Below are 25659 nucleotides of genomic sequence, written 5' to 3' on the forward strand. Positions count from 1 at the left end.
CGTACCGGAACCCCGCGGACCCGCGTCCCGTACCGGAACCCCGCGGACCCGCGTCCCGTACCGGAACCCCGCGGACCCGCGTCCCGTACCGGAACCCCGCGGACCCGCGTCCCGTACCGGAACCCCGCGGCTACGGGAAGCCGCCCGCTCCCGCGTCCCAGCCGCCGCCTCCGTCGGCGGCTCCACCGCCGCCGTCAGCGCCGCCGCCTCCGTTGCCGTTGCCGCCCGGGAGGCCGCCGCCTCCGACGTCGCCGGTGTCGCCGCCGGGCCCGCCGATGCCGCCGCCGTTGCCTCCGTTGCCGCCGCCGTTGGCGTCACCGCCGCCGATCAGGTTCGGCGGGACGGTGATGTCCGGCCACGGGTTCCGGGGCTTGTTGTCGCTGCCGTTGTCGTCCGGCTGCGGTGGGGAGGGCGGCTTGGGGGTGCGGTGCTTCTTGCCGCCGTCCCGGATCGGTACGTGGTGGAAGTCGGGTGCGGACTCGCCGGCCAGCGCACCGGCCATCGCGTCCCGCCAGATGGGTCCGGGGACCTCGCCGCCGAAGACCTTGGCGTGCGGGACACCGCCGATGGTGATGTCGACCATCCGCGTGCGGTGGGCCGGGTCGCCGACCCAGACGGCGCCGGACATGTTCGGGGTGTAGCCGACGAACCAGGCGGCGTACCGCTGGTCGGTGGTGCCGGTCTTGCCGGCGCTGTCGCGGCCGTCCAGTCCGGCCTTCTTGCCGGTGCCGTCCTCGACCACGCCGCGCAGCAGCGAGTTGACGGTGTCGGCGGTCTTCGTCTTCATCGCACGCTTGCACGAGGTCTTGGGCACGTCCAGCTTCTCGCCCTGCGCGTCGGTGATCGACTCGATGGCGACCGGGGTGCAGTGCACGCCGCGGTTGGCGAAGGTGGCGTAGCCCTCGGCCATGGTCAGCGGCGACATCTCCTGGGTGCCGAGCGAGATCGACGGGACCTGGTCGATCTTCTTGCCGTCGGCCCGTTCGATGCCCATCTTCTTCGCCATCTTCGTCACCGGGCAGATCCCGGTCTCCTCTATCAGGGAGACGAAGTAGGTGTTGACCGACTTCGCGGTCGCCTCCTTCATCCGGTAGGGGCCGACCTCGGTGCTGTTCTCGTTCTCGACCGGTGCCTTGCCGCGCCATTTGCCGTTGCAGGTGTCGACCGGGGAGGGGTACTGCATGCGGTAGGGCGAGGGGTAGGACTTGTAGGGGCTGATGCCCCCGTCCAGCGCGGCGGCGGCGATCACGGGCTTGAACGTGGATCCCGGCTGGTATCCGGCGCCGCCGCCCATGGAGCTGTCGACCGAGAGGTTTATCTGGGTCTCGTTCTCCTTGGGCTTGAAGCCGTAGGGGCGGGACTGTCCCATGCCCAGGATCTTGCCGGTGCCGGGCTGCACTATCGTCGCCGCGGTAGCGACCTTGTCCGACTGGTTCACATGGGACTTGATCGACTTCTGGACCGACTTCTGGGCCTTCGGGTCGAGCGTGGTCCTGATCGTGAGGCCGCCGCGGTTCCAGCGCTTGGCGCGCTCCTTGCGGGTCTTGCCGAACGATTCGTCGGTCAGGAAGACCTGGCGCACGTAGTCGCAGAAGAAGCCCGCGCCCATGGTGGCGGTGATGCAGCCGTTCTTGGGGCTGCTGACGTCCAGCCCGAGGGGCTTCTCCTTGGCGGTCTCGGCCTGCTCGCGGGTGATGTCGTGGTGCACGGCCATCTTGTCGAGCACGGTGTTGCGCCGCTTGAGCGCCTCGTCCTCGTTGACGATCGGGTCGTACCGGGACGGCGACTGGACGATGCCCGCCAGCAGCGCCGACTGCTCGAGGTTCAGCTCCTTGGCGGACAGCGAGAAGTATCGTTGCGCCGCCGCCTCGACGCCGTATGCCTGCTGGCCGAAGAAGGTGATGTTGAGGTAGTTCTCCAGGATCTTCTTCTTGCCGAGCTCCTCCTCGACCTGGATCGCGTACTTCAGCTCTTTGATCTTGCGCCCGATCGTCTGCTTGGTGGCCTGGGCGACTTTCTGTGCGTCGTTCCCGGCCTCCTCGACGAAGACGTTCTTGACGTACTGCTGGGTGAGCGTGGAGGCACCCTGGGAGACCTGGCCGGACTGCGCGTTGCGGTTCAGTGCCCGCAGGACGCCTTTGAGGTCGACGGCGCCGTGCTGGTAGAAGCGCGCGTCCTCGATGTCGACGATCGCCTTGCGCAGGTACGGCGAGATGTCCTTCAGGTCGACGACCGTGCGGTCGCGGGAGTAGACCTTGGCGATCTCGCCGCCCTCGTTGTCGAGGATCGTGGTGCGCTGGCTGAGCGGCGGGCGCTTGAGGTTCACCGGAAGCTCGTCGAAGCCCTCCACGGTGCCCTTCGTGGCCAGTCCGAGTGTTCCGACGGCGGGCAGCGCGAGCCCGGCCATCACCATCCCCGCCAGCACACTCACCCCGACGAACTTGGCGATCTGCTGGGGCTTGCTGACTCCGCTGCCCGCGCGCTTCTTAGCCATGGGTAGAAGCGTACGACGCGTCGGCGGCGCGGCACCGGTGGGGAAGCGTGGCAAACGCCGGACAGGGCCGTGCGGGGCACCTACGCTGGGATCGCTGTCACTCTGACACCTCGCGTCACCTCACGTCCCTCTGCTTTCCCTCGTTCCTCACCCATCCCCCTCTCCCTTCCCTTCGCGTACGTCCCTTCTGCGCCCCTGCGGCGCAGCGCGTCGGGCGGCGTCCCGGACCTGCTCTTCGCTCGTGTGTCCGCCGCAGTGCCCCAGGTCACTCCGTTGGGTGATGTCCTGCGCACGCATAGTCCGTTCGGGCCATCCAAGATTGGGCCCGAAGGGGGTGTTGCGTGCTGTGTGCTCTTCCGTAACGTCCTCAACTGGCAACGGTGAATATGCCGTTCGCCGCCGTGGGGGAGCCTCGATTCGGGAGAGGACGGCACCGGCAATGAGCTGGGTAACAGACTGGAGCGCGCAGGCCGCCTGTCGCTCTACGGATCCGGACGAACTGTTCGTGCAGGGCGCCGCGCAGAACCGCGCGAAGGCCGTGTGCACAGGGTGTCCGGTTCGCACGGAATGTCTTGCCGACGCTTTGGACAACCGCGTGGAATTCGGCGTCTGGGGAGGAATGACCGAGCGCGAGCGCAGAGCTCTGCTGCGCCGACGCCCCACGGTCACCTCCTGGCGGCGCCTGCTGGAGACGGCGCGCTCCGAGTACGAGCGCAGCACCGGCGTGCTGCTGCCGGTCGACGTGGAGCTCGAGGCGGAGGAGCACGAACGGTACGCAGCGGTGGGCTGACCACCAGGAGGAACGGTCCTGCGCCGCGCACCCGGGCGATCCGCCCGGGTCGGCTTCGGACGGTCCGGCTTCGGACGCCCGGCTCGGGGCGTCGGCCTCGGTCGGCTCGTCCGTCCGGGTCCGGCCGCGGCGGGGCTGTCCGTGCCGGTCGGCTCATGTCGGCCGGCGGATACGTTCCGCCGGTCCGTCGCGTCAGTCCGCTGCGGCGCCGGACGCTTCGGCTCCGGCCGCGTCAGCGCGTTCGCGCTGGTGGGCGAGACGGGTGCCGATGGTGCGCAGGCCGTCCAGGTCGTGCACGTCTCCGGGCAGTGCGGTCACCTCGGCCACCGGCACGTCCGGATGCACCGCCGTGAAGCGGTCGCGTGTGCGCTGCTCGCGCTCCAGCAGCCGCATCCGGTCGGCGTGCAGCCGCAGCAGTCCCGCTGCCAGCACGGCGAGCTCGTCGTCCACCGCGTGGTCCTCCTCCGGGGCGCCGTCGCGATCCCCGACCTCGTGGCCCGTGTGCTCGTCACCTGTGCTCTCCGGACCCGCGTTCTGGTGCGGGTGTGCGTCGCTCGACGGCTGATCCGCGGCCGACCGCGCGTCGGGGACCGCTCGCTCCGCGGTTCCGGCCCGCCGCGTGCCGGTCTGCTGGGCCCCGGTCCGCGCCGTCCGGTGTCGGTCGTTCGTCTCCAGCGCGGTGACGGATCCGGCTGTGCCTGGGATCGGGGAGGCGGGGGAGCCGTCCTCGGGTTCCGCCGGATCGGACGGTGGAGCGCCGCGATGCAGACCCTTCCCCCGTTCGCGATCCACAATGCCGCCGTCCTCGAGATTTTCCGCAGCCGCGAGGGCCCGCTCGGTGCTCAGCCAGGACGCGCGGCTGTCGTGCACCCGGTTGAGCACCAGCCCGGCCAGCGGCATCCGGTCCGCGGACAGCCGCTCCACGAAGTACGACGCCTCGCGTAGCGCGTCCCGCTCCGGCGCCGCCACGACGAGAAAGGCGGTTCCGGGGGCCTGGAGCAGCCGGTAGGTGGCGTCCGCGCGGGTGCGGAAGCCGCCGAACATGGTGTCCATGGCGGCCACGAAGGTCTGCACGTCCCGCAGCAGGCCGGCGCCCAGGAGCTTGTCGAGGGCGCCCGTGAAGAGCGAGAGTCCGGCCATGCCGAGGTTCACGACCTTCATCCCGGCCCGGCCACCGACCCGTGCGGGCGCCATCATCAGCTTGATGAACTTCCCGTCCAGGAACGATCCGAGGCGCTTGGGCGCGTCCAGGAAGTCCAGAGCCGACCGGGACGGCGGGGTGTCCACGACGATCAGGTCCCATTCGTCGCCCGCGCGGAGCTGTCCGAGCTTCTCCATCGCCATGTACTCCTGCGTCCCGGCGAAGCCGGTGGAGAGCGACTGGTAGAAGGGGTTTTCCAGGATGGCCTTCGCGCGGTCGGGGTCGGCGTGCGTCTCGACGATCTCGTCGAACGTGCGCTTCATGTCGAGCATCATGGCGTGCAGTTCGCCGCCCGCCGTGCGGTCGACGCCGGGCACCTCGCGCGGGGTGTTGTCCAGCTCGGACAGGCCCATGGACTGGGCGAGCCGCCGGGCGGGGTCGATGGTCAGGACGACGGTCCGGCGGCCGCGCTCGGCCGCTCGTACGCCCAGGGCGGCGGCCGTGGTGGTCTTGCCGACTCCTCCGGAGCCGCAGCAGACGACGATCCTGGTCGTCGGATCGTCCAGCAGCGGGTCGAGGTCCAGCGCGGCGGCGTCCAGCGGCATGGCCATGGAGGCCTCTCCTTCCCCGGAGGTCGCGGGTGGTGGCACGGGGGGCTGCGGCGGCTCGGGGTGCCCGGGGCTCACGGGTGCGTGCCGTCCGTCCCGGTGGTCCGCCACTGGCTGTGCAGGGAGCGGGCGAGGCCGTACAGACCCGCCAGCTCGACGCCCTGACTGAGCAGGCCCAGCTCCCGCACCGGCAGCCCCTGTGCGGACAGCTCGGCCCGCAGCCCGCGTTCCAGCTCGACGCGTTCGGCGTGCTCCCTGCCCTGCTCCAGCAGCGGCGCCACGAGCTGCTCGGCGAGCCCTGTGCGGTGCTCGTCCCCGAGTCGGGGCTCGCCCCCGAGCCCCGCGCGGGCGAAGGCGCGGGCCAGCTCGTCCGTGCGTCCCCGCGCCGTCCCCACCTGCTCCTCGCCCGGCAGCCGGGGACGCACCATGTTGACCAGCACCGAAGAGGCGGGCAGTCCCGCGGACCGGAGTTCGGCGATGCCGTCGACCGTTTCCTGGACCGGCATCTCCTCCAGCAGCGTGACCAGGTGCACAGCCGTGTCCGGCGACTTCAGCAGCCGCATGACGCCCTGCGCCTGGTTGTGCACGGGGCCGACCTTGGCGAGTCCGGCCACCTCCTCGTTGACGCCGAGGAAGCGCGCGATGCGGCCGGTGGGCGGTGCGTCCATCACCACGGCGTCGTAGACGGGCCGCTGCTGCCGGTCCGTGCGGCGTACCGCCTCGCACGCCTTCCCGGTCAGCAGCACATCGCGCAGCCCGGGCGCGATGGTGGTCGCGAAGTCGACGGCGCCCAGCCTCTTGAGCGCGCGCCCGGCGCTGCCGAGCTTGTAGAACATCTGGAGGTAGTCGAGCAGCGCCCGCTCGGCGTCGATCGCCAGTGCGTACACCTCGCCGCTGCCGTGCGAGACGGCGATCTTGCGCTCCTCGTACGGCAGCGGTTCCGTCTCGAAGAGCTGCGCGATGCCCTGGCGCCCTTCCACCTCGACGAGCAGCGTGCGCCGCCCGTCCTGCGCCAGCGCCAGCGCGAGCGCGGCGGCGACCGTCGTCTTGCCGGTCCCGCCCTTGCCGGTCACTACGTGGAGCCTGCTCACGGCTGGGAGCCTAATTCGTTGCCTGCGGCTCCGGCGAGACCGGTCGCCGGCGACCCCGGGAACCGGGCGCCGGTGCCGGTCGTGGCCCGGCCCGGGGACCGCGCGGCAGCGCGTCCCGGAACAGGGTGCTCGCGGCGGTTTCCCCGGCGCCGGCGTTCGTTAGGGTCTCCCCATGACGAAGTGGGAATACTCGACGGTGTTGTTACTTACCGGGCCATAGTACAGCGTTGGTCCCCGGGGCGGCACCACTGGTTGAGGTCGTACGTGCGTGGGTCCCTGTGCCTGAGACGGCAACAGGGACCCACGGGGGCGCGGACTGGCTAGCTGGTCAATCGCCTACAGCCGTCCGGCTCGAACAGCGCTGATGAACACGGTGTAAGCCTCCGGCCCAATGACTAGTGCGGGGCCGCCGGGGTTCTTGCTGTCACGGACGGGGATGGCATGGGGAGAGCAGTCGGCAACCTCGACACAGTTGCTGTTCGCTCCGCTGTAGCTGGACTTGCGCCACTGAAGCGCAGTGATCACAGAGACATCATGGATGGCACTCACGGCGTTGCTGCTTCCTTATGTTTAGAGATCACAGATAGTGACTGATCGAACGGCAAGGCTGCGGCCGTGATCCGCTCGAACGCCTCTACGTATCGTCCCACCTCGGAAGGTTCCTCTACGTACAAGCTGCTGTCGAGCTGTTCGAGTAGGGCAACGTTCATATTCGGCTGTCCGAACCCCAGGACGGTAAACGCGCCTGCGGCGCCGGGGTTGAGCTGTGCAGCGCACGGGAGTACCTGAATCGTCACGTGCGGATACTCGGCAACGTCCAAGAGTCGTTGGAGCTGATCACGCATCACAGATGTGCCTGACGCTGACGACATGAGGGCGGCCTCATGAATGATGGCTCGGAACTTCAACGGGCTCGGGCGCGTCAGAACGGCTTGGCGCGCAATGCGGACTTCGACCAGGGCGTTCACATGGTCTGTGGTGGTGGTCATGCCGAGTGCGCTGACTGCCGCTCGCGCGTACGCGGCGGTCTGTAGGAGCCCGGGGATGAGCAGCGACTCATACGCGCTCACCGAGACGGCGTCCGACTCCAAGCTGATGAAGTCCGCGTATACCGGTTCCAAGTCGTACGTCTGCCACCAGCCGCGTTTGGCGCCATCGCGGGCCAGCAGCGCAAGAAAAGAGCGCAGAGAGTCGTCTTGCACTCCGTAGAGGTTCATCAGGCTGTCGACATCCGCAGGGCGCGCCCCTCTGGTGGCTGACTCAATGCGGGAGAGCTTCGACACGCTGAGCCCCGTTTGCTCCTCGACCTGTTCGAGCGTCAGATCTGACGCTTCACGGAGCTGCCGGAGTTCGACCCCAAGTCGTCGACGCCTGACGGTTGGTATGGCCACTGCTCGCCTCGTTCCCCTCTGCTCCTGCGGGTGATCGGCCGGCGCACCGCCGACCGCTACATGCTGTCACAGCGGATCACCCCTCAGCGCTGAGTTGGCAAATTCGCCAGTACGTGTCGACTACTTGCCACACGGAACCGTCAACCTTCATGCTGATGCTGGCAAGACGTAGCTAGCAAACGGCAGTCTTCCCCTGCCTGTTGGGGGATTGCCCTGCCCGGGTGCGGGTGCGTGACAGTGCTCACCGTGATCAGGGAGTACGGGTGCAGGAACTACAGGTTGGGGTCACCGTCCGGGTTGCGGGGGTGACAGCGGACCAACTCTTAACGCTCATGGCTACACAGGACGTGCTGGCGTCAGACGGTCCCCAGGAGACGGCTTTTGTTCGCCCTCTGGGCGGCGGGATTGAGCGGTGCCACCCGCTGTCCGAGGTGGAACTGGTGTGTGATCACCCTCGATTGAATCGGCGGCCGGATGGTGCTTTCTGCGTCGGGTGCGGGAGCCTGATCTACGCCTCGATTGCGGGATAGTGATGCGTGAGTCGGATTTCGATGGGGGCTTTGTTCGGCCTCCGGTCGTAGTCGGGTGCGTGGGTTGTGAGCACGCGGCGACTACGTATGCGGGGTATTCGCGGATGCTGCCAGGGAGGCGGCGGGATGAGCTGCTTTTCTGGGCGGCGCGTCAGTGGCAGTCGCATTCCGAAAGAGCGCACCCCGACGTGGACGAATAGCCAAGTCGAGTAAGAGAGAGGTGAATTGCAATGAGGCGGCTTTTACATTCGGTGTCGGCGTATGCGGGGCCGATCATGCTGGTGACGGTGAGTGTGGCCTGCGGCTTCGTCCTGGGGCTGGCTCCGGGGCGCGTGGGGTGAGCGGCAGTCTCGACGGGTGGGGGAACCCGTATTCGGATGAGGAGCTGTACCGGGCTGCGGTAGATCCTGGGTCTGCGCTGCGGCGCGTGCTGGAGGACCCGCTTTTCAGTGTGGCGGTGCTTGAGTATCAGATAGCTACCGGGCGGGTGCGGAATTCGTGCATGGAGCCTGCGCGTCTCGGTACGGACATGATTGCGGTGGCCCTGGAGGTGGAAGGTGGCTGGGACGCTGACCGGGAAGTGCAGGACCAAGGGGCCTGTAATCTCCTCGGCGGTCACCGTGGTTCGCATTACACGATGGTGCGGGAGTTGGGGGAAGGGTATGCGGTCTGGATGAAGTGGCGCCGGAATTTGGCGCGCCTTCAAGTTATGCGTGACTGCGGGGAGAAATCCGCGAACGGGGAAGACATTTGCTATCTCTTCCTCGGGCATCGGGAGCCGCATAGCTGGGACTGGGCGCGCTGGGGAACCCGGTAGGCGCGGGTTACGGCCCTGTCCACCTCTGAGGGTGGGCGGGGCCGTTTCGTGTCCGTGGTCCTGGTGCTCGTCGGCGTCCTGGTCCTGGCGTTCCTCGTCGGACCACTCATTCGGATAAGTGGTTGACCTGTGCCGCCGGGTGGGCTGAGGCTGTACTCATTCGGATGAGTGGTCATCGCGTGGGCGGTGGCGCTTGTCGAGTTCTAGCTGAGAGGCAGTGAGATGGATATGCGTACGGGTCTGCGGGCTGTGGTGGTCTCGGCTGCGGCGGTGCTGGGTCTGGGAACGGTGGGGGCGGTGTCGGCGTCGGCTATGCCGCTTCCGGACGGATCGGGGGGTGCGGGTGACTCCTGGTACCACCCGGGGACGGTGACTTCCCGGGTGGATGGGCTGCGGGTGCGGTCCGGTCCGGGAACGAGCCATCCGGCGCGGGGGATGCTCTACCGGGGGCAAGAGGTGGTGATCCTGACTACCGCCACCGTGGGGGGTCAGACGTGGAACCAGGTGCAGGTGACCAGTGATGCGGCGGGCTGGCTGCCGCACGGAACGCAGGGGTGGGTGAGTGACGCCTATGTCGTGCGGAACTACTGATCGGGCCCCCGGTGTGCGTCGGCTGGGCGTCGTGGCGGTGGTCGCCTTCGCGGCTGTGGAACTGGGGGCCTCCTCGGCGGCGGCTGCCGATTCCCCGGCGACCGGCGTCCCCTCCTACCCGCTGGTGGAGCCTTCCTCTCCGGTGGTGGAGCCGGTTCCGACGACGCTGGAATCGGCGGTGCTCGGTGACGGGGTGCGGCTGCGGCGCGGACCGGAATCCGGGCAAGATGCCACGGGACAGCTCTATTTGGCTGACGGCTTGGTGGTGACGGAGTGTCACGGCCGTTGGGCGCATGTCGAGTTGAGCGAGGGAAGTGCGGGCGGTCTGCCTGCGGGCACTCAGGGGTGGGTGTTCTCGCGCTACGCGCTGCCGTGGCCGGTGCCTGAGATCACCGTGGATATGCCTCCGGGCTGCTGAGATGCGGTGCGGCCCCCTCCTGCCGTGCGCGGGAGGGGGCCGCTTGGCGTGTACTTACCCCTGCACGTGCAAGATCACATCGGGGTCACGCTCCGGTACAGATGTGATGTCTGTTGCGGAAGTTCGTTCGGTTAGGCATATGCCTTTCGTCGCTATGCGTGATCAGATGATGACCTTCGCGGTTGGTCCGGACCGGTACGGGGGGACTGCCACGGGAGCGATGGGAGGGGATAGCGAAGTGATTTCGGGGGACTCATTCAGCAGAGGCAGTAGCGATGTTGAGGACTGCACGTGGCTGCCGGACGTGGATTACGTGGGGGCCTGGCAGGCGGCGCACGATGCGGCCGAAGCGCTGAATGCCTCGGCGTCGGCGGCGGGTGCGGCCGTAGGTGCTGTGCCGCACACGGGGCCTCGGGGAGAGGCTGTGGTGTGGCTGCGGCCGGATTGCGTCCGCCGCCTGGCGTGTCTGCTCGATGACCTCGGAGACCGGGCAAGCTGAGGCAGATGAACGGGAGGGGAGAGAGCATGCGTGATGCGTGGCGTACGCGGGAGGGGTCCCGGGTCTGGATGACTCGGGATCGGCGTGGGGAGCGGGTTTGGTGTGATGGCTGTCGTCGTCACTATCCGATCACCGGCCTGGGCATCCCGGAGGCTGAGGCGGAGCGGCATGCCCGGACGTGCGGGCGGTGACGGTGGGGCGGGGTCGGCCTGGCCACTCGTACAGCGGCAGATGAGCAGAGGCGGCATGTTCTCAAGCGCGCACGGGTCCAAGCCCCGATGATGCCCGCATTCGCGCTTGAGGACTTGCCGCGCGGGCGGGGTCCAGGGGCGCGCTGTAGCGCCCCTGGTACCACGCTGGGCAAGTAGATCCCTGACGGTGGCGCGCTGGTCGCGTCGCGTCCGCTGGCGGCCGTGGCCTGCTGCGTGCGGGGGTGGTCGGCGTCGGCCGGCGCGTCCGGGAAATTTTGGTCCTGGTGCCGGACGCCAGGAAGCCCCGCGAAATCCGCGGGGCTTCTTCGTGCGTTGGGGAGCGGTTCGGCAGTCCGGGGGCGTCTGCCGACCGGTCGGGACCGGCCGAAGGCCGCATGCCCGACCGGGGCGGCTGGGCGCCCCCGGGCGCGCCGTAGGCGCGCCCCTTGAGCAAGTAGAGAAGAGTTACGCCGATTTCGCGCGAGCGGGCTTGTTGGCCGGGGCCTTGGCAGCCTGGACCGGGAAGACGAGTCGGACCCCGGCGGCCGGGGCGCGCAGCTCCTCGCACAGCAGGGGGCGGCGCTGGTCGCCGTAGGTGACGCGGTGGGTGATCAGAAGCGGGGAGGCGTCGGGGAGTCGCAGGGTGGCGCGTTCGTCGGGTAGCGGGATGCGGGCGCTGACGTGCTCGGCCCACGTGAGCGTGTGGCCTGCGGCGGCCAGATGCTCGAAGAGTGCGGCGGTGGGCGCGTCGGGTGCGTCGGCCAGTGCGGGGACCTCGGCGGCGACGGACAGAGGGATGAGGGTGCGGTGCGCGGTGCGCACGTCCGTATCCGGGTCCCGTAGCAGCCGCTCGACACTCAGGGCGTCCTGGTCGGCCTGGTCCAAGAGTGCGGCGGTGGTCCCGTCCAGCACCACCCGGGAAATGCTGGGCTCCTCGACCTCCGGGGGCTGGGGCACCTCCCACCTGGGGCCGGAGCGGGCGCTCCTGCGGTAGATCCCTCGGTCCATCGGATGGCCCTGGAGGGCGGGGCCGCGCACGATGCTGCCTTTCCCCTGCCGCACATCGACCAAGCCCATGGCGCGCAGCTCCGCGACAGCCTGCCGCACGGTCGCTTTGCCGACTCCGAACGCATCCACCATCTGAGCTTCGGACGGGAGCACGTCCCCCGGCTTGTAGGTGCCGGACTCGATCTCGCGCGCCACCTCGCGCGCCACCTGCATATACATCGGTGCCGGGCGCTGGATGCGCTGCTGCGCTGGCATGGCTCTCTCCTCCTGGGATGACGCCTGGTCTTCTCCCGCCACGCGGGAAGCGGGTTGTGCTCATCAGGATAAGTGGTTGACCGCCCTCGGTGTAGGCGGCTTATGCTCATCGTCCCACTCATTCGGATAAGTGCATGAGTGGCGACCAAGAGAGGTGAGTACGTATGCAGCAGAAACCGATCGATCTCGCGCGCCTGGGCACGGTGCGGTGCGCCATCGCCCCCGAGCCGCGCACGACCCCGGACGGGGAAGTGAGGCGGGACCGTGAGGGCAATCCGCAGTGGACCACCGGGCTGATGGTGCGTCAGGTCGAAGCTCGTCGGGCGGACGTGATCCACGTCGTGACCTCGACTGAGCCGCTGGGGGTCCTGGAGGGAGAGGCGGTCACGGTCACGGACCTGTGGGCGAACGACTGGGCGGTGGACGGCCGGTCGGGAGTGTCCTTCCGTGCCGCTGCCATCGCTCCGGCGTCGGCCGGTGGCTCCGGGCAGGCGGCGGCCCCCTCCTCGTCCTCGTCGGTGGCGTCCGCCTCGTCCTCCTCGACGGCTTCGGCTTCGTCCTCGTCCGGCTCGGCGGGTGCCCGCAAGGGGGGTGAGTCCTGATGCCGGAGGACATCCCGATGTGGCCGTTGACGGCCGTACAGGCTGACGGCCTCGCATGTGTGGTCTGCGGGTCCGAATTCGTGGCGGGGGAAGCGGCCTCGGTGCCCGTGGGCCGCTCGCAGAACGGGAGCCAGGTCTTCGCCTGCGAGGGGCATTGCGTGCGGGCGGTGAACGACACCGCGACCGTCAACATCGCCTCGGCGCTGCGGGAGGAGACGGAGAGCGGGGAGGAGACGGCGCGGGATGTGATCGGCGGCGCTGGTGCCGAGTACTGGCGGCTGCTGCGGGATCTGCGGGCGCTGGGCGGTGCTGAGGCGCTTCTGACGGTGACCGACGACGTGGCCGGCATCCGCGACCTGCTGCGTCTGACGGTTCGTCATTCCTGGGCTGCGGCTGACCGCGCCTTGCGGGTGCTCGACCAGACAGCACCCGAGAGCCGGACAGAACCGGGGGAGGGTGACACATGACGGGTATCACCCTGGCGGTGTGGCTGATCTCGGCCGGGCTCATCGTGGCCCTTCTGACTCAGCGCTGGTGGGAGGCGCGTGCGCCTCGGGTGGCTGCTCGTCTGCCGGACGCCATGAAACGGGTGCGCCCGGAGCGGTGGCCCTGGCGCTGGTTCCTGCTGGGCTATCCGGTACTCGCGGTGCGGATCATGTGGTCCTGGCGGCGCGTCTGCTCGCTCAACGGGCTCGCCGTGAGCTGGGGATCACACCAGCAAGTGCTGGGGCGGTCGGTGGTGCAGGGGACGGCGCTGCGGCCTCGTCCTCCTCGGCTGAGTCTGCCCCTGCCGACCGCGACCGGGGTGCGGGTGCGGGTGATCCTGCACCCCGGGCAGACCCCGACACCGTTCCTGACCGCGACACAAGCCATGGAACACGCCTGGCGGGTGCACTCGGTCCGGGTCACCTCTCCCGAGCGGGGGCGCGTGCTGCTGACCGTCAGCGCACAGGACCCGCTGACCGGCGCGCTGTCGGCCTCGGCTCCCCGCACCTCGCGCCTGCTGGCCGTGCCTGTCGGCGCGAGGGAAGACGGCGACCCCTGGGTGATCAACTTCCGGCGTACGCCGCACTGGCTGGTCACGGGAGCCACCCAATCGGGGAAGTCCTCGCTGCTGGCGGCGCTGGCCTACGGGCTGGCACCCCAACCGGTGGCCCTGGTCGGCATCGACCTCAAAGGCGGTGTGGAACTGGGCCTGCTCGGGCCCCGGTTGACGGCGCTGGCCACCACCCGGCCGGATGCTGTCCGGCTGCTGGGTCGGCTCCTGCGGGAGATCCGCGACCGCATGGCCCTGTGCCGTGAAGCGGGCACGCGGTCGGTGTGGGACCTGCCCGAATGCGCCCGGCCGGTGCCTGTGGTCGTCCTGGTGGATGAGCTGGCAGAGCTGTACCTCACGGACGGCTCACGGCAGGGGCGCGACGAAGCCGAAGAGTGCGGCACGCTGCTACTCCGGCTGGCGCAGCTCGGGGCGGCGCTGGGCGTGCACCTGGTGGCAGCCGGACAACGCGTCGGCTCCGACCTCGGCCCCCGGGTAACGGCACTGCGCTCGCAGCTCGGCGGCCGGGTCGCGCACCGGGCCCACGATGCCGCTACCGCCGAGATGACGCTGGGGGATGTCAGCCCGGACGCGGTCACGGTCACCCAAACCATCGGTGACCACGAACAGGGCGTCGCGGTGATCTCGACCGGCGGCCGGTGGACCCGCGCCCGCTCGACGCTCCTCTCCGCCGACCAGATCGAATCCCGGATGCGCATTCACGCGCCCGTCACCCCTGAGATTTCCGCCCTGGCGGAAGCAACCGAACGAAAGGAGGGAAACGCATGAGCGAACACAGCATTTGGGTAGCCGATGCATTCCTGTGGCTTTTCGCGGTCATGATGGCCCGGTCACGGGAAATCAAGTCCTACCAAGTGGTGCTCATCTCCCTTGCGGGATTCCTGCTGGCATACACGCAACTCGGCTGGCCGGTGCACTACATCCTCAAGATGTTCATTCCCTGACAGACCCCAAGGATTCTGACCTTTCATCCCACTCTCTTGCCTCGTATAGGCGCTTCTGCCGCTCTCACTGAATTCGGAGACATCGAAATGAGCCACCTGATCCCGGAACCTCGCGAAAGGGGACCGCCGCATGTACCCGACCGATGAAACGCGGCGCTCAGTCCTGGAAGGGGCTGAGCGCCTGCGTCGTCTTACACCGACCGAACGCGACATTATCCGGCTCGCACATGAGCCGGGATTTCCCCGCTGGCTGGAACAGATCCGCACCACGGGCGGGTGCGAACACCCCGTTTACCTGGCGGGCCACAGCACCACCCGGGACAGTTCCAGCGGTGAAATCCTGCGGCACTACTCGACACAGAACGAACCCGGCGGCCGGATGCCGGTCCGCTGCCGCAACCGCCGGGCTTCGCGCTGCGAGCCGTGCTCACGCCTCCACGCGGGCGACACCTTCCACCTGGTGCGAGCGGGCCTCTCCGGCGGCAAGGGCGTCCCGGAGCACGTGCGCCTCTCCCCGCGGGTGTTCGTGACCCTGACGGCCCCCAGCTTCGGCCCGGTTCACCGGGTGACCGAAGACGGCGTTCTCTGCCGCCCCCGACGCGACGGCATCGCCTGTGAGCACGGGTACCGGCTCGACTGCCGCCAGCAGCACGGACCGCAGGATGCGGCAGCCGGACAGCCGCTGTGCCGGGCCTGTTACGACTACATCGGCCATGTGCTCTGGCACGCGCACGCGGGACGGCTGTGGAACCGATGGGTGCACACCGTGCGGCGCCACCTGGCCTCGGCCGGGGGCATCGCACAAACGCGCCTGCGGGAACACCTGGTCGTCTCCTTCGCCAAAGTTGCTGAATACCAGCGGCGGGGCGCCGTGCACTTCCATGCGGTCGTGCGCCTGGACGGCCCGCACGGCCCGGAATCCCCTCGGCCGGCATGGGCAAAAATCGAAATTCTCACCGAGGCTGTGAGGTCGGCTGCTGCCGCTGTGGCCGTGTTCTCGGCGCATTCCCCCGCCACCGGGGACTACGTAATCAGGTGGGGCCGTGAGATCGACGTGCACAGCATCCAAAGCGATGCATTCACCGATGCCACCGTGACCGATTCAGCCGTTGCGGCGTACGTGGCGAAATACATCACGAAATCGGTAGGCGACGCTGGCGGCCTCGACCACCGGGTACGGGAGTACGAAGAAATCCGCCTCGCTGCGGTGACTCCCCACATCCGGGCACTCATGGTCACCTGCTGGCGACTGGGCACCCTCGCAGAACTGACGCACCTTCGTCTGCGGGCGTGGGCGCATACCCTCGGCTACCGGGGCCACGCACTCACCAAATCCCGGCACTACAGCACCACATACGGGACCCTCCGAGCCGCACGCACCACACACCAAACCGGCACGACCGACGACACCGGGACCGATACCGAAGCGGCCTGGCGATACGTCGGCTCCGGACACACCCCCGGCGAAGCGGAAATCACTCGCGGTATTGCGGCGGACCTATCTGCTCTACGCGATTCGAGTAAGTACCTCGGCGCTGAGGGGGGGAATCGTGCCACATAGAGAGTATGCGGGACTGTTCCTCTCCGGGCGGCGGGGGAATAATCGCCCTGAACCCCTGACCAAATGGCACCTAGCGGCGAGAGATGCGGAGATCGGGAGAAAGGTTGGTGAGATTCTAGGCGGCGTACCAGAAAGATCAAACTCCACGGCCTCTCACGGATTGGGGGTGGAGACACAATGCACCGAGATCTTGGTATCGCTAGATGATGCGAATTCCGTCCGGTTGGAAATGGTGCAATGGGGCCCCTCCGGCGTGATTCACCATTGCGACGGATCGGTGTTCTTGGGGCGGACGCAAGGTCGTGGTGGCGCCTGCGGGTGCCCTCTCGAAATTGAGAAACGGAAAGAGAAAGCAAAATGCGGGGAGGGTCCGCAACCGAGTGCGGAGATTGAATTCCGGCTCGCAAAACGTCCGGACCTCGGAATATTCCTGTTTCGCTCGAACTCCTGGGAATTTTTCGAATCAGCGAAAATTTTTGATGAGGCACTCGCTGAGGGATGGAAGGATGTTCTGTGTCGGCTCTCCATCGGTATTGTTGAGCTGGAATCAGGGGAAGGTATTTCTCTTGCCTACTCCCGACCCGTTATAGAAGTGCTGGGCAATTGACAGTATCCCGAGAACTCCGAGAACGTGTGTCGCTCTCGGAGTTCTCGTGTTATGTCCTCCTGTATTTTAAGCTATTCGCCTGCTCCACTGGCCCAGTGGATTTCCGTTCGCGCCCGAACTTCCGATCGTGCATTCTTCCCGCGTGATTTCTCGTGAGGAAGGGCCTTGCGGACGACGACTCGTTTAATGAAGCAAGACACCAGACTCCTGCGCTCGGCAAGGTTGGCTCCGTGCCACCAGGAGCCAACGCCTATCGGGTCTGCTTGGGGGTCTTCCAAATTGAGCCATTCCCCGATTGGCAAGACGGGAGAATCGAGGGAGGCGAGTTCGCTGATGCGATCTTCTGCACTTGCCATCCTGGCTTCCTGCGCGGCCACCTCATCGGCGAAACGTCGTCGGCCCACTTCGTTGCCCATGTACGACGCTTGCATGTCGTAGAGCGTTTCGAGAGCCCTAACGGCGTCGGCTCGTTCCGCAACTAGCGTGGTACGTTCTTGCGCTCGCTCGGGTGATTCCTGCGTCGCGCCGTATAGTGCGGTTGCTGCCCTGATGATTTGGAGCGATTCCGGGTCGGCTTCTGCGGTCTGGATTACTGCAAAGATGCGCCGGACAATGTACTCGTCTAGTGACTCCTGCGAGATTGATACTCCTCCGGTGTGCTCGCCGTTCTTGGGCTGCACTCCTCGCTGACGCGAGCAAGAATATGTACCTCCACGCGGTCTTTTTGCGGCGCCTCCTCCCATGGGGCGGCCACACTCGCAGTAGAGAATTTCTTGGGCACTCAAAAGAGTTGTGGACCGATTTTCCCATTTCCTCTGGGGGCGTTTGTCCAGCCACGCTTGAAGTTCGAACCAGTCGGCGGGTTCCAGGATAGGCTCCCACGCCTTAACTGGATATCCATTCTCATCTCTTACAATCCTGTTCCCGACGACCCTGAGCTTTTCTGGGTTTTTCTTTTGAGGCTGATAAATCGGCTCCGTTTGGAATCCTGCAATGTGCGGGTGTCGAAGAATCCTGACGAGAGTAGCGATATGCCATTGACCATTTTTGGTGCGCTTTTGGCGGGATGCGCCTTGGGTTGGGACGTCTTCACGGTTTAGCTGAGCAACGATGTTCCCGACGCTGCCTGGAGCTGATCGGCCTTTTACTGCTTCGCTGGGCACATGGTTGTGTCGCTTGATGATCGACCAGACAGTCCGGATCACTCGTGCCTCGTCTTCGTCTGTGTCGAGTAGTTGCACAGCAACTGGGCGACCCTCTGAGTTTGAGCGAATATCCTGCCTGAGCTTCCGGCCGTACGGTGCCTTTCCGCCAACATATCCGCCCAAGTTGCGTGCTTCTTTCGCCGCACCTTTTACTGCAACGCTTTTGTTTTTGCTCTCTTGGTAGGCTGCGTCAAGGCGCATGATCAGGTGGATTAGGTCGAGTAGGTTTCCTTTGCGGAATTCCCCTTCGGTGACGCTGACGATCACGACGCCCAGGTTTAGCAATTCCGTAACAATCGGAATTGCATCTAGGGGTTCCATTCTCGAAAGTCGCGAAACGTAGTAGACGATCACCATGTTTACGTGACCGGCGCGGCAGTCTTTGAGAAGCTTTTCGAATTCGGGGCGTGCGGCGCCGTTGAAGGCAGATATGCCAATGTCTTCGTAGTGTCCGCACCACACCGTGTCACCCGGAAGCTGATCGAACCGGGCCCTGTTGGCAGCGCGCTGCGATGCCGGGCTAGCCTCGCTCCTGTTGTCACGAGCGGCCGATTGGCGTGTGTAGCTAGCTGCATGAATGGTCATGCCGCTCACTGCCTTCTGAGACATGGGGTTCATGATGTCACCCGTAAAGTATGAGTACGCGACCGTGCCGCTCCTCGTGCACGCGACCAAGCAGATCCTCGACACCTGGGGCGAAGACGGCTGGGAACTGGTCCAGGTCGTGCCCGGGCCGAACAACCCCGAGCAGCTCGTGGCCTACCTGAAGCGGGAGAAGCAGGCGTGAGCGCGGCCGAGGACAGGCTCGCGCAGCTCGGGCTCGCGCTGCCCGAGACCGCCACCCCCGCCGGTGCCTACGTCCCGGCGGTGCAGAGCGGCCGGTACATCCACACCGCCGGCCAGGTTCCGTTGGTGTCGGGCACCCTGCCGATGACCGGGAAGGTCGGCGCCGAGGTCACCCCCGAGGAGGCGAAGGACCTGGCGCGCACGGCGGCGCTGAACGCGCTGGCCGCCGTCAAGTCCGTGGCCGGGGACCTCGACCGGATCGCCCGTGTCGTCAAGGTCACCGGGTTCGTCGCCTCGGCGCCGGACTTCACCGGGCAGCCCGGTGTCATCAACGGCGCCAGCGAGCTGCTGGGCGAGGTGCTGGGCGACAAGGGCGTCCACGCGCGCAGCGCCGTCGGAGTGGCGGTCCTGCCGCTGGACGCGCCTGTCGAGGTCGAGATGCAGGTCGAGCTGGCGGACTGAACCGACCGCACGGAGCACCCGGGCGCGCCGGACCGCACGGACCACGTGAGCGCGCCGGACCGTATGGACGGCACCGGCGCGCCGGACTGCCGCGCGAGAGCTGACGTGCGGCCGGCGCGCCGGACCGGTTGGACGCGGCCTTCGGGACCGCTCGGTCGAGTCATGCCTCCGGGGCGGGGCGGGTTGTTCGGACCCGCCCCCGGCGCCTGCCGGTACTCGCCGCCGGTCGGCCCTCGGCGCCTGCCGGTACTCGCCGCCATCGTCCGTGCCCGGTACGCCGTCGCAGGTGACCCCGCTGCCTCTCGAACATCGGGGCGGCGGGCCGTAGCATCCGGCCATGTCCTCCTCGTCGTCGTCCACTCCGCCCGGCCGGAACGGCCAGTGGTATCCGCCCGAGTGGCCGGAGCGCATCCGCGCCCTGGCCGCGGGCGAGCTGACCCCGGTGACCCCGCGCAGAGCCGCGACCGTGATGCTCCTGCGGGACACTCCGGACGGCCCCGCCGTCCATATGCTGCGGCGCCGCGCCTCGATGGCGTTCGCGGGCGGCGCGTACGCGTATCCGGGCGGTTCCGTCGACCCGCGGGACGCGCGCGGCGCGGACGCGGCGGGGCCGTCGGCCGCCTCGTGGGCCGAGCGGCTGGGGACGGACGAGGCCACGGCGCGGGCGATCGTGTGTGCGGCTGTCCGGGAGACCTTCGAGGAGTCGGGGGTCCTGCTGGCCGGGCCCGACCCGCACAGCGTCGTCGCCGACACCACGGGGGAGGACTGGGAGGCGGACCGTGCGGCGCTCGTCGCCCACGAGCTGTCCTTCGCCGATTTCCTGGACCGCAGAGGGCTCGTCCTGCGGGACGACCTGCTGGGTGCCTGGGCCCGCTGGATCACACCGGAGTTCGAGGCCCGCCGCTACGACACCTACTTCTTCGTCGCCGCGCTCCCCGAGGGCCAGCGCACCCGCAACGCCTCGACCGAGGCCGACCGGACGGTCTGGGTCCGCCCCCAGGACGCCGCCGCGGGCTACGACCGGGGGGAACTGCTGATGATGCCGCCCACCATCGCCACTCTGCGCCAACTGGCTCCGCATCCGACGGCGGCCGAGGCCCTGGCCGCGGCCGGAGGGTGCGACCTGGCACCCGTGCTCGCCCGCGCCGGCCTGGAGGGCGGCCAGATCGTGCTGAGCTGGCCCGGACACGACGAGTTCACCAAGAGGATCGATCCTTCATGACCGACGCGGCAGCACTCCCCGGCCAGCCGCGCGGCGGCGCCCCGGGCGGTCAGGTCAGCAGCCGTGCCCACTGCGTCCTGGCCCCCAACCCGTCGCCCATGACGCTGGACGGCACCAACACCTGGATCGTCGCCGAGCCCGACTCCCCGCTCGCCGTCGTCATCGACCCGGGCCCGCTGGACGACGCGCACCTGCGCCGGGTCGTGGGGGCGGCCGAGCGGCTGGGCAAGCGGGTCGCGCTGACCCTGCTCACCCACGGTCACCCGGACCACGCCGAGGGAGCGGCGCGGTTCGCCGAACTGACCGGCTCACCGGTCCGTGCGCTCGACCCGGCGCTGCGTCTGGGCGACGAGGGGCTCGGCGCGGGGGACGTCGTGGCCACGGGCGGACTGGAACTGCGTGTGGTGCCCACACCGGGGCACACCGCCGACTCGCTCTCCTTCCACCTCCCGGCCGACGCGGCGGTGCTCACCGGCGACACGGTGCTCGGGCGGGGCACCACGGTCGTCGCACATCCGGACGGCAGGCTCGGCGACTATCTCGACTCGCTGCGTGCCTTGCGCTCCCTGACGGTGGATGACGGTGTGGGCCGCGTCCTGCCCGGTCACGGGCCGGTGCTCGACGACGCGCAGGGTGCGATCGACTTCTATCTCGCGCACCGGGCCAAGCGGCTCGCACAGGTGGAGACAGCCGTCGAGCAGGGGCATCGGACAGCTGCCGAGGTGGTGGCCCACGTCTATGCGGACGTGGACAGATCACTGTGGCCGGCTGCGGAGCTGTCGGTGCGGGCCCAGCTCGACTATCTGTTCGAGCACGGGCTGGTGTGAGGTGCCGGGGCGCCGCTGACCGGATACGGGACCGTGCGGCGCCGCGTGCGGCATGAGCCGCGTCCGCACGCCGTGGGAGACAGGCGCCCCACTCCGCACGCTGTCAGGGGCGCCCTCCGAAGGAGAGCGCCCCTGACTTGCCACCCGGGCGGCGTCACGCCGTACGGATCCGCGAGCGGTTCGGCCGGTCGGTCCCGGGCCGGCGAAGCCGCCGGACCGCCGGCCCACTGGTCCGGCGGGTCGGCGTCTCCGGCGGTCAGCGCGAGCGCTTCGCCAGCCGCTCGATGTCCAGCAGGATCACCGCACGAGCCTCCAGCCGCAGCCAGCCGCGCCCGGCGAAGTCGGCCAGTGCCTTGTTGACGGTCTCCCGGGAGGCGCCCACCAACTGGGCCAGCTCCTCCTGGGTCAGGTCGTGGACGACGTGGATGCCCTCCTCGGACTGCACGCCGAAGCGGCGGGAGAGGTCCAGGAGCTGCTTGGCCACCCGGCCGGGCACGTCGGAGAAGACCAGGTCGGACATGGAGTCGTTGGTGCGCCGCAGCCGCCGGGCGATGGCCCGCAGCAGTGCCGAGGCCACCTCGGGCCGGGCGTTCAGCCAGGGCTGGAGGTCGCCGTGACCCAGGCCCAGCAGCCTGACCTCGGTCAGCGCCGAGGCGGTGGCCGTCCGCGGACCCGGGTCGAACAGGGAGAGCTCTCCGATCAGCTCCCCGGGGCCCAGCACCGCCAGCATGTTCTCCCGGCCGTCGGGGGAGGTGCGGTGCAGCTTCACCTTGCCTTCGGTCACCACGTAGAGGCGGTCACCCGGGTCACCCTCGTGGAAGAGGGCCTCGCCGCGAGCGAGCGTCGTCTCCGTCATGGAGGCGCGCAGCTCGGCGGCCTGCTCCTCATCGAGCGCCGCGAAGAGCGGGGCGCGCCGCAGAACGTCGTCCACGAGTTCTCTCCTTGTCGACCTGCCCATGGGATCCGTGGAACCCATGATGCCGGACGGTGAAACCATGCGATCAGTCACAGCAATCAGCCATAAGTTTGACGCACGCATGCTGTCGCCCCCAACGCGGGGCGCGCTAGGGTCCCGGATCCGCCGCCTGTGCCACGAATGTCGGTGAGCCCCTTTACGCTGGCCGAGTGTCCAATACCCCGGGAAGCGCACGGACAGAGAGGGGGCTGGGCGGGTGACGGCGACGGAGGATTCCGCTGTGAGCGAACAGGAGGCGGCCGCGGCCCCGGCACGGAAGGCTGCTGCCGGGAAGGCCGCCGGGGGAACCGGCACCGCCAAGGCTGTCAAGGCGGCCGGGAAGGCCCCGGCGGCGAAGCGGGCGACCGCCGCGAAGAAGGCCCCGACCGGCAAGGCTCCCGCGAAGAAGGCGACCCCGGCGAAGAAGGCGACCGAGGCGAAGGCGGCCTCCGCCAAGAAGACCTCCGCCAAGAAGGCGGCCCCCGTCAAGGCCCCCGCGAAGGCCCCCGCGAAGGCGGCCAGCAAGAAGGCCGCCGCCGCGAAGGCGTCCGGGAGCAAGCCGGAGTCGCAGGCGGCCCGGGCGAAGCGGGCCGCGCGGATCAACAGCGCACTGGCCGAGGTCTACTACTACGCGCACCCCGAGCTGGATTTCGAGAATCCGTTCGGGCTTCTGGTGGCCACGGTGCTCTCGGCGCAGACCACGGATCTGCGCGTCAACCAGACGACTCCCGCGCTCTTCGCCGCGTACCCCACCCCGGAGGACATGGCGGCGGCCGATCCGGAGGCGCTGGAGGAGCTGATCCGTCCCACCGGCTTCTTCCGCTCCAAGGCCAAGTCCCTGCTCGGCCTCTCCGCGGCACTGCGGGACGACCACGGGGGCGAGGTCCCCGGCTCGGTGGACGAACTGGTGAAGCTGCCCGGCGTCGGCCGCAAGACGGCGTTCGTGGTGCTCGGCAACGCCTTCGGCGTCCCGGGGCTGACCGTCGACACCCACTTCGGCCGGTTGGTGCGCCGCTGGAAGCTCACCGAGCAGACGGACGCGGTCAAGGTCGAGCAGGAGATCGACGACCTGCTGCCGGAGAGCGAGTGGACGATGTTCTCGCACCGCACGATCTTCCACGGCCGCCGGGTGTGCCACTCTCGCAAGCCCGCCTGCGGTGCCTGCCCCATCGCCGAGCTGTGCCCGTCCTACGGGGAGGGCGAGACGGACCCCGAGAAGGCGAAGAAGCTGCTCAAGTACGAGATGGGCGGTCAGCCGGGCCAGCGGCTCAAGCCGCCGGCCGACTACCCGGGGCGTCCCGCGCCACCGCTGCCCTCGCGGGCACCGGCCACCGGTTCGGATTCCACCCCCGACGCGGATTCCGTGACCGGGGCGGCTCGGTGACGGGTCCCGGCCGGTCCTCGGACCATGCGGCGGAGTGCCCGGTGGCGGGCGGTCCCGCGCCCGCGGTGCCGATCGAGGTCAGCGGCAAGGGACTGCCGGAGTGGCTCGTTCCGGTGAGCGACGCGGCGGCGGGGGTCGAGGCGAGCCAGCTCAGCCGCTTCCTGCCGCCGCGCGATGGCGGTGGTCGGCCGTCCGCCGTGCTCGTGCTGTTCGGCGACGGTCCGCGCGGCCCCGAACTGCTGCTGATCGAGCGTGCCTCCAGCCTGCGCTCGCACGCCGGGCAGCCCTCCTTCCCGGGCGGGGCGCTGGACCCGGAGGACGGCGATCCGGAAGGGGACGGCAGGCTGCGTGCCGCGCTTCGCGAGGCCGAGGAGGAGACCGGACTCGACCCCTCGGGCGTACAGGTGTTCGGGATACTGCCCAGCCTCTACATCCCGGTGAGCGGATTCGTCGTCACGCCGGTGCTCGGCTGGTGGCACCGCCGCACTCCGGTGGCGCCGGTGGACCCGGCGGAGACGGCCCGGGTCTTCACCGTCCCGGTCTCGGACCTCACCGACCCCGGCAACCGCGCGATGGCCGTGCACCCGGCCGGACACGTAGGACCCGCCTTCCTGGTGGGCTCCGCGCTGGTGTGGGGGTTCACGGCCGGTCTCATCGACCGCATCCTGCACTACGCCGGGTGGGAGCGCCCCTGGGACCGCGACCGCCGGATCCCGCTCGACTGGAAGGCGTGACGCCCGCGAGCGACGACCCGCGTGCCCCTCGCACCCGCGCCCGCATGAGACGGTGTCTCTTCCGCTCTCCGGGTGCCGTCGCCGTACGCCGGCCGCCCGGCCCCCGGCCCTGGCGCAGGGGCGGCGCTCGGACCGGTCCGGCCCGCGTGTCGAGTGCTGCCGGAGCGGGGGGAATGGACTGCCGGGATGGACCCGAGGCGAGGCTGATTCGGTGAACGTGCTGGACGTACTGCTGATCGTGGCTGCGGTGTGGTTCGCGCTCGTCGGCTACCGTCAGGGCTTCGTCGTCGGCGTCCTGTCCGTCCTGGGGTTCCTCGGGGGCGGTCTGATCGCGCTGCTCGTCCTGCCCCTGCTCTGGGACCAGTTCACCTCCGGCGACCGGCCGGGGACGGGGTGGGCGATAGCCGCGGTGATCATCGTCATCGTCTGTGCCTCCGTCGGCCAGGCCCTCACCACCCATCTGGGCAACAGGCTGCGGCAGTACATCACCTGGACCCCGGCCCGGGCCCTGGACGCGACGGGCGGCGCGTTCGTCAACGTCGTCGCGATGCTGATCGTCGCCTGGCTGATCGGCTCCGCGCTGGCCGGTACGTCCCTGCCGACGCTCGGCAAGGAGGTGCGCAATTCCAGGGTGCTGCTCGGCGTCTCGCATGTGATGCCGCAGCAGGCCAACGCCTGGTTCGACGATTTCTCCTCCGTGCTGGCCAAGAACGGCTACCCGCAGGTCTTCTCACCCTTCGCCAGGGAGCCGATCCAGGACGTCCCGCCGCCGAGTCCCGAACTGGCGCACAGCCCCGTCGCGGAGCGGGCCAAGCGCAGCATCGTCAAGGTCGTCGGCACGGCGCAGAGTTGCGGGAAGGAGGTGGAGGGCACCGGGTTCGTCTTCTCGAAGGGCAGGGTGATGACGAACGCGCATGTCGTGGGCGGCGTACAGCAGCCGACCGTGCAGATCGGCGGCGAGGGGCGGCGCTACAGCGCCCGTGTCGTGCGCTACGACTGGAAGCGGGACATCGCGGTGCTGGACGTTCCCGAGCTGAACGCGCCCGCACTGCGCTTCGCGAAGCGGGATCCGCACAGCGGCGACGACGCGATCGTGGCCGGCTTCCCGGAGAACGGCGGCTACGACGTCCGCTCCGCCCGGGTGCGCGGGCGGCTGCAGGCGGAGGGCCCCGACATCTACCACCGGGGCACGGTCAGCCGGGACATCTACTCGCTCTACACCGCGATCCGGCCGGGCAACTCCGGCGGCCCCCTGCTCACCCCGGACGGCCGCGTCTACGGCGTGATCTTCGCCAAGTCCCTGGACGACGACCGCACCGGCTACGCCCTCAGTGTCGACGAGATCCGTGCGGACATCACCCGCGGGCGCACGGACCAGCGGCAGGCGGACACCCAGGGCTGCGCCATCTGACGGCCGAGCCCGGCCCTGCCGCACCACACCGGGGCGCCGGCAGACCAGCCGGCCGGCCGGACAGCTCTGCGGCTCGCG

The 25659-nt window shown here is 68.8% G+C and carries 24 protein-coding genes; 16 read left to right on the forward strand and 8 right to left on the reverse strand.

Annotation, left to right across the window (positions count from 1 at the left end):
• Positions 1-130: 130 nt before the first annotated feature.
• Positions 131-2494 (reverse strand): transglycosylase domain-containing protein, encoded by a 2364-nt coding sequence (locus ACFYMO_RS17110; protein WP_366773345.1) that lies wholly within the window; start codon positions 2492-2494, stop codon positions 131-133.
• A 439-nt stretch (positions 2495-2933) separates the two neighbouring features.
• Here ACFYMO_RS17110 and ACFYMO_RS17115 point away from each other — a divergent pair, with 439 nt between their 5' ends.
• The gene (locus tag ACFYMO_RS17115) at positions 2934-3284 is read left to right on the forward strand and encodes a WhiB family transcriptional regulator (RefSeq protein ID WP_019355544.1); all 351 of its coding nucleotides are present in this window, start codon (positions 2934-2936) and stop codon (positions 3282-3284) included.
• 192 nt (positions 3285-3476) lie between these two features.
• Here ACFYMO_RS17115 and ACFYMO_RS17120 read toward each other — a convergent pair whose 3' ends face one another.
• The 4 genes from ACFYMO_RS17120 to ACFYMO_RS17135 form a co-directional block, all read right to left on the reverse strand.
• Entirely contained in the window at positions 3477-5036 is a 1560-nt protein-coding gene (locus ACFYMO_RS17120) for an ArsA-related P-loop ATPase (protein ID WP_366773346.1), read from the reverse strand.
• A 71-nt stretch (positions 5037-5107) separates the two neighbouring features.
• The gene (locus ACFYMO_RS17125; RefSeq protein ID WP_366773347.1) at positions 5108-6124 is read right to left on the reverse strand and encodes an ArsA-related P-loop ATPase; all 1017 of its coding nucleotides are present in this window, start codon (positions 6122-6124) and stop codon (positions 5108-5110) included.
• A gap of 336 nt (positions 6125-6460) precedes the next feature.
• Entirely contained in the window at positions 6461-6673 is a 213-nt protein-coding gene (locus tag ACFYMO_RS17130; RefSeq protein ID WP_388547143.1) for a DUF397 domain-containing protein, read from the reverse strand.
• On the reverse strand, positions 6670-7515 hold the full coding sequence (locus tag ACFYMO_RS17135; RefSeq protein WP_388547146.1) for a helix-turn-helix domain-containing protein: 846 nt from the start codon (positions 7513-7515) through the stop codon (positions 6670-6672). Before ACFYMO_RS17135 ends, ACFYMO_RS17130 begins: the two co-directional genes overlap by 4 nt.
• 1659 nt (positions 7516-9174) lie before the next feature.
• Between ACFYMO_RS17135 and ACFYMO_RS17140 the strand changes: the two genes are divergently transcribed.
• The gene (locus tag ACFYMO_RS17140; RefSeq protein ID WP_388547405.1) at positions 9175-9453 is read left to right on the forward strand and encodes an SH3 domain-containing protein; all 279 of its coding nucleotides are present in this window, start codon (positions 9175-9177) and stop codon (positions 9451-9453) included.
• Between the two features lie 31 nt (positions 9454-9484).
• Positions 9485-9871, forward strand: coding sequence for a hypothetical protein (locus ACFYMO_RS17145; protein ID WP_388547149.1), 387 nt, complete (start codon positions 9485-9487; stop codon positions 9869-9871).
• Between the two features lie 1155 nt (positions 9872-11026).
• Here ACFYMO_RS17145 and ACFYMO_RS17150 read toward each other — a convergent pair.
• Positions 11027-11824 carry a GntR family transcriptional regulator gene (locus tag ACFYMO_RS17150; protein WP_019355285.1) on the reverse strand — a complete coding sequence of 266 codons (798 nt, stop codon included), beginning with the start codon at positions 11822-11824 and terminating at the stop codon, positions 11027-11029.
• Positions 11825-11988: 164 nt separating this feature from the next.
• Between ACFYMO_RS17150 and ACFYMO_RS17155 the strand changes: the two genes are divergently transcribed.
• The 6 genes from ACFYMO_RS17155 to ACFYMO_RS17180 all read left to right on the forward strand — a co-directional run bounded on the left by ACFYMO_RS17155 (position 11989) and on the right by ACFYMO_RS17180 (position 16595).
• Positions 11989-12426: a hypothetical protein gene (locus tag ACFYMO_RS17155; protein WP_388547152.1), complete on the forward strand. Its 438-nt coding sequence runs from the start codon at positions 11989-11991 to the stop codon at positions 12424-12426.
• On the forward strand, positions 12426-12893 hold the full coding sequence (locus ACFYMO_RS17160; protein ID WP_388547155.1) for a hypothetical protein: 468 nt from the start codon (positions 12426-12428) through the stop codon (positions 12891-12893). Before ACFYMO_RS17155 ends, ACFYMO_RS17160 begins: the two co-directional genes overlap by 1 nt.
• Positions 12890-14251 (forward strand): FtsK/SpoIIIE domain-containing protein, encoded by a 1362-nt coding sequence (locus ACFYMO_RS17165; protein WP_388547158.1) that lies wholly within the window; start codon positions 12890-12892, stop codon positions 14249-14251. Before ACFYMO_RS17160 ends, ACFYMO_RS17165 begins: the two co-directional genes overlap by 4 nt.
• Positions 14248-14427, forward strand: a complete 180-nt coding sequence (locus ACFYMO_RS17170) for a hypothetical protein (protein WP_388547161.1) — start codon at positions 14248-14250, stop codon at positions 14425-14427. Before ACFYMO_RS17165 ends, ACFYMO_RS17170 begins: the two co-directional genes overlap by 4 nt.
• A gap of 130 nt (positions 14428-14557) precedes the next feature.
• Positions 14558-15988, forward strand: coding sequence for a replication initiator (locus ACFYMO_RS17175; protein ID WP_388547164.1), 1431 nt, complete (start codon positions 14558-14560; stop codon positions 15986-15988).
• Positions 15978-16595: a hypothetical protein gene (locus tag ACFYMO_RS17180; RefSeq protein ID WP_388547167.1), complete on the forward strand. Its 618-nt coding sequence runs from the start codon at positions 15978-15980 to the stop codon at positions 16593-16595. The genes ACFYMO_RS17175 and ACFYMO_RS17180 overlap by 11 nt, the downstream gene beginning before the upstream one ends.
• Positions 16596-16666: 71 nt before the next feature.
• Here the strand turns inward: ACFYMO_RS17180 and ACFYMO_RS17185 are convergent, their stop codons facing one another.
• Positions 16667-18409, reverse strand: a complete 1743-nt coding sequence (locus ACFYMO_RS17185) for a recombinase family protein (RefSeq protein WP_388547170.1) — start codon at positions 18407-18409, stop codon at positions 16667-16669.
• 10 nt (positions 18410-18419) lie between these two features.
• Between ACFYMO_RS17185 and ACFYMO_RS17190 the strand changes: the two genes are divergently transcribed.
• From ACFYMO_RS17190 to ACFYMO_RS17205, 4 genes are all read left to right on the forward strand, one after another.
• The gene (locus tag ACFYMO_RS17190; protein WP_388547408.1) at positions 18420-18587 is read left to right on the forward strand and encodes a DUF4177 domain-containing protein; all 168 of its coding nucleotides are present in this window, start codon (positions 18420-18422) and stop codon (positions 18585-18587) included.
• The gene (locus ACFYMO_RS17195) at positions 18584-19048 is read left to right on the forward strand and encodes a RidA family protein (protein WP_019355548.1); all 465 of its coding nucleotides are present in this window, start codon (positions 18584-18586) and stop codon (positions 19046-19048) included. Before ACFYMO_RS17190 ends, ACFYMO_RS17195 begins: the two co-directional genes overlap by 4 nt.
• A 337-nt stretch (positions 19049-19385) precedes the next feature.
• Positions 19386-20270 (forward strand): NUDIX hydrolase, encoded by an 885-nt coding sequence (locus ACFYMO_RS17200; RefSeq protein ID WP_366773348.1) that lies wholly within the window; start codon positions 19386-19388, stop codon positions 20268-20270.
• A complete protein-coding gene (locus ACFYMO_RS17205; RefSeq protein WP_388547173.1) occupies positions 20267-21097 on the forward strand; it encodes an MBL fold metallo-hydrolase in 831 nt (276 codons plus the stop codon). Before ACFYMO_RS17200 ends, ACFYMO_RS17205 begins: the two co-directional genes overlap by 4 nt.
• A gap of 256 nt (positions 21098-21353) precedes the next feature.
• On the opposite strand, the gene ACFYMO_RS17210 is transcribed toward ACFYMO_RS17205, so the two are convergent.
• Entirely contained in the window at positions 21354-22028 is a 675-nt protein-coding gene (locus ACFYMO_RS17210) for a Crp/Fnr family transcriptional regulator (protein WP_019355551.1), read from the reverse strand.
• Between the two features lie 265 nt (positions 22029-22293).
• On the opposite strand from ACFYMO_RS17210, the gene nth reads away from it, so the two are divergent.
• From nth to ACFYMO_RS17225, 3 genes are all read left to right on the forward strand, one after another.
• Positions 22294-23436: an endonuclease III gene (gene nth, locus ACFYMO_RS17215; RefSeq protein WP_388547176.1), complete on the forward strand. Its 1143-nt coding sequence runs from the start codon at positions 22294-22296 to the stop codon at positions 23434-23436.
• A gap of 41 nt (positions 23437-23477) precedes the next feature.
• Positions 23478-24170 carry a CoA pyrophosphatase gene (locus tag ACFYMO_RS17220; RefSeq protein ID WP_366773351.1) on the forward strand — a complete coding sequence of 231 codons (693 nt, stop codon included), beginning with the start codon at positions 23478-23480 and terminating at the stop codon, positions 24168-24170.
• Between the two features lie 211 nt (positions 24171-24381).
• Positions 24382-25581, forward strand: coding sequence for a MarP family serine protease (locus ACFYMO_RS17225; protein ID WP_366773352.1), 1200 nt, complete (start codon positions 24382-24384; stop codon positions 25579-25581).
• Positions 25582-25659 lie beyond the last annotated feature (78 nt).

Origin of the sequence: Streptomyces sp. NPDC007025, from assembly GCF_042869455.1 — a bacterium.
Taxonomy (GTDB): domain Bacteria; phylum Actinomycetota; class Actinomycetes; order Streptomycetales; family Streptomycetaceae; genus Streptomyces.

Coding starts and splice junctions, on each gene's coding strand:
- ACFYMO_RS17205 (WP_388547173.1), top strand. CDS start 20,267: ATGACCGACGCGGCAGCACTCCCCGGCCAGCCGCGCGGCGGCGCCCCG.
- ACFYMO_RS17165 (WP_388547158.1), top strand. CDS start 12,890: ATGACGGGTATCACCCTGGCGGTGTGGCTGATCTCGGCCGGGCTCATC.
- ACFYMO_RS17115 (WP_019355544.1), top strand. CDS start 2,934: ATGAGCTGGGTAACAGACTGGAGCGCGCAGGCCGCCTGTCGCTCTACG.
- ACFYMO_RS17120 (WP_366773346.1), bottom strand. CDS start 5,036: ATGGCCATGCCGCTGGACGCCGCCGCGCTGGACCTCGACCCGCTGCTG.
- ACFYMO_RS17160 (WP_388547155.1), top strand. CDS start 12,426: ATGCCGGAGGACATCCCGATGTGGCCGTTGACGGCCGTACAGGCTGAC.
- ACFYMO_RS17150 (WP_019355285.1), bottom strand. CDS start 11,824: ATGCCAGCGCAGCAGCGCATCCAGCGCCCGGCACCGATGTATATGCAG.
- ACFYMO_RS17110 (WP_366773345.1), bottom strand. CDS start 2,494: ATGGCTAAGAAGCGCGCGGGCAGCGGAGTCAGCAAGCCCCAGCAGATC.
- ACFYMO_RS17190 (WP_388547408.1), top strand. CDS start 18,420: ATGTCACCCGTAAAGTATGAGTACGCGACCGTGCCGCTCCTCGTGCAC.
- ACFYMO_RS17170 (WP_388547161.1), top strand. CDS start 14,248: ATGAGCGAACACAGCATTTGGGTAGCCGATGCATTCCTGTGGCTTTTC.
- ACFYMO_RS17185 (WP_388547170.1), bottom strand. CDS start 18,409: ATGTCTCAGAAGGCAGTGAGCGGCATGACCATTCATGCAGCTAGCTAC.
- ACFYMO_RS17155 (WP_388547152.1), top strand. CDS start 11,989: ATGCAGCAGAAACCGATCGATCTCGCGCGCCTGGGCACGGTGCGGTGC.
- ACFYMO_RS17200 (WP_366773348.1), top strand. CDS start 19,386: ATGTCCTCCTCGTCGTCGTCCACTCCGCCCGGCCGGAACGGCCAGTGG.
- ACFYMO_RS17175 (WP_388547164.1), top strand. CDS start 14,558: ATGTACCCGACCGATGAAACGCGGCGCTCAGTCCTGGAAGGGGCTGAG.
- ACFYMO_RS17140 (WP_388547405.1), top strand. CDS start 9,175: ATGCCGCTTCCGGACGGATCGGGGGGTGCGGGTGACTCCTGGTACCAC.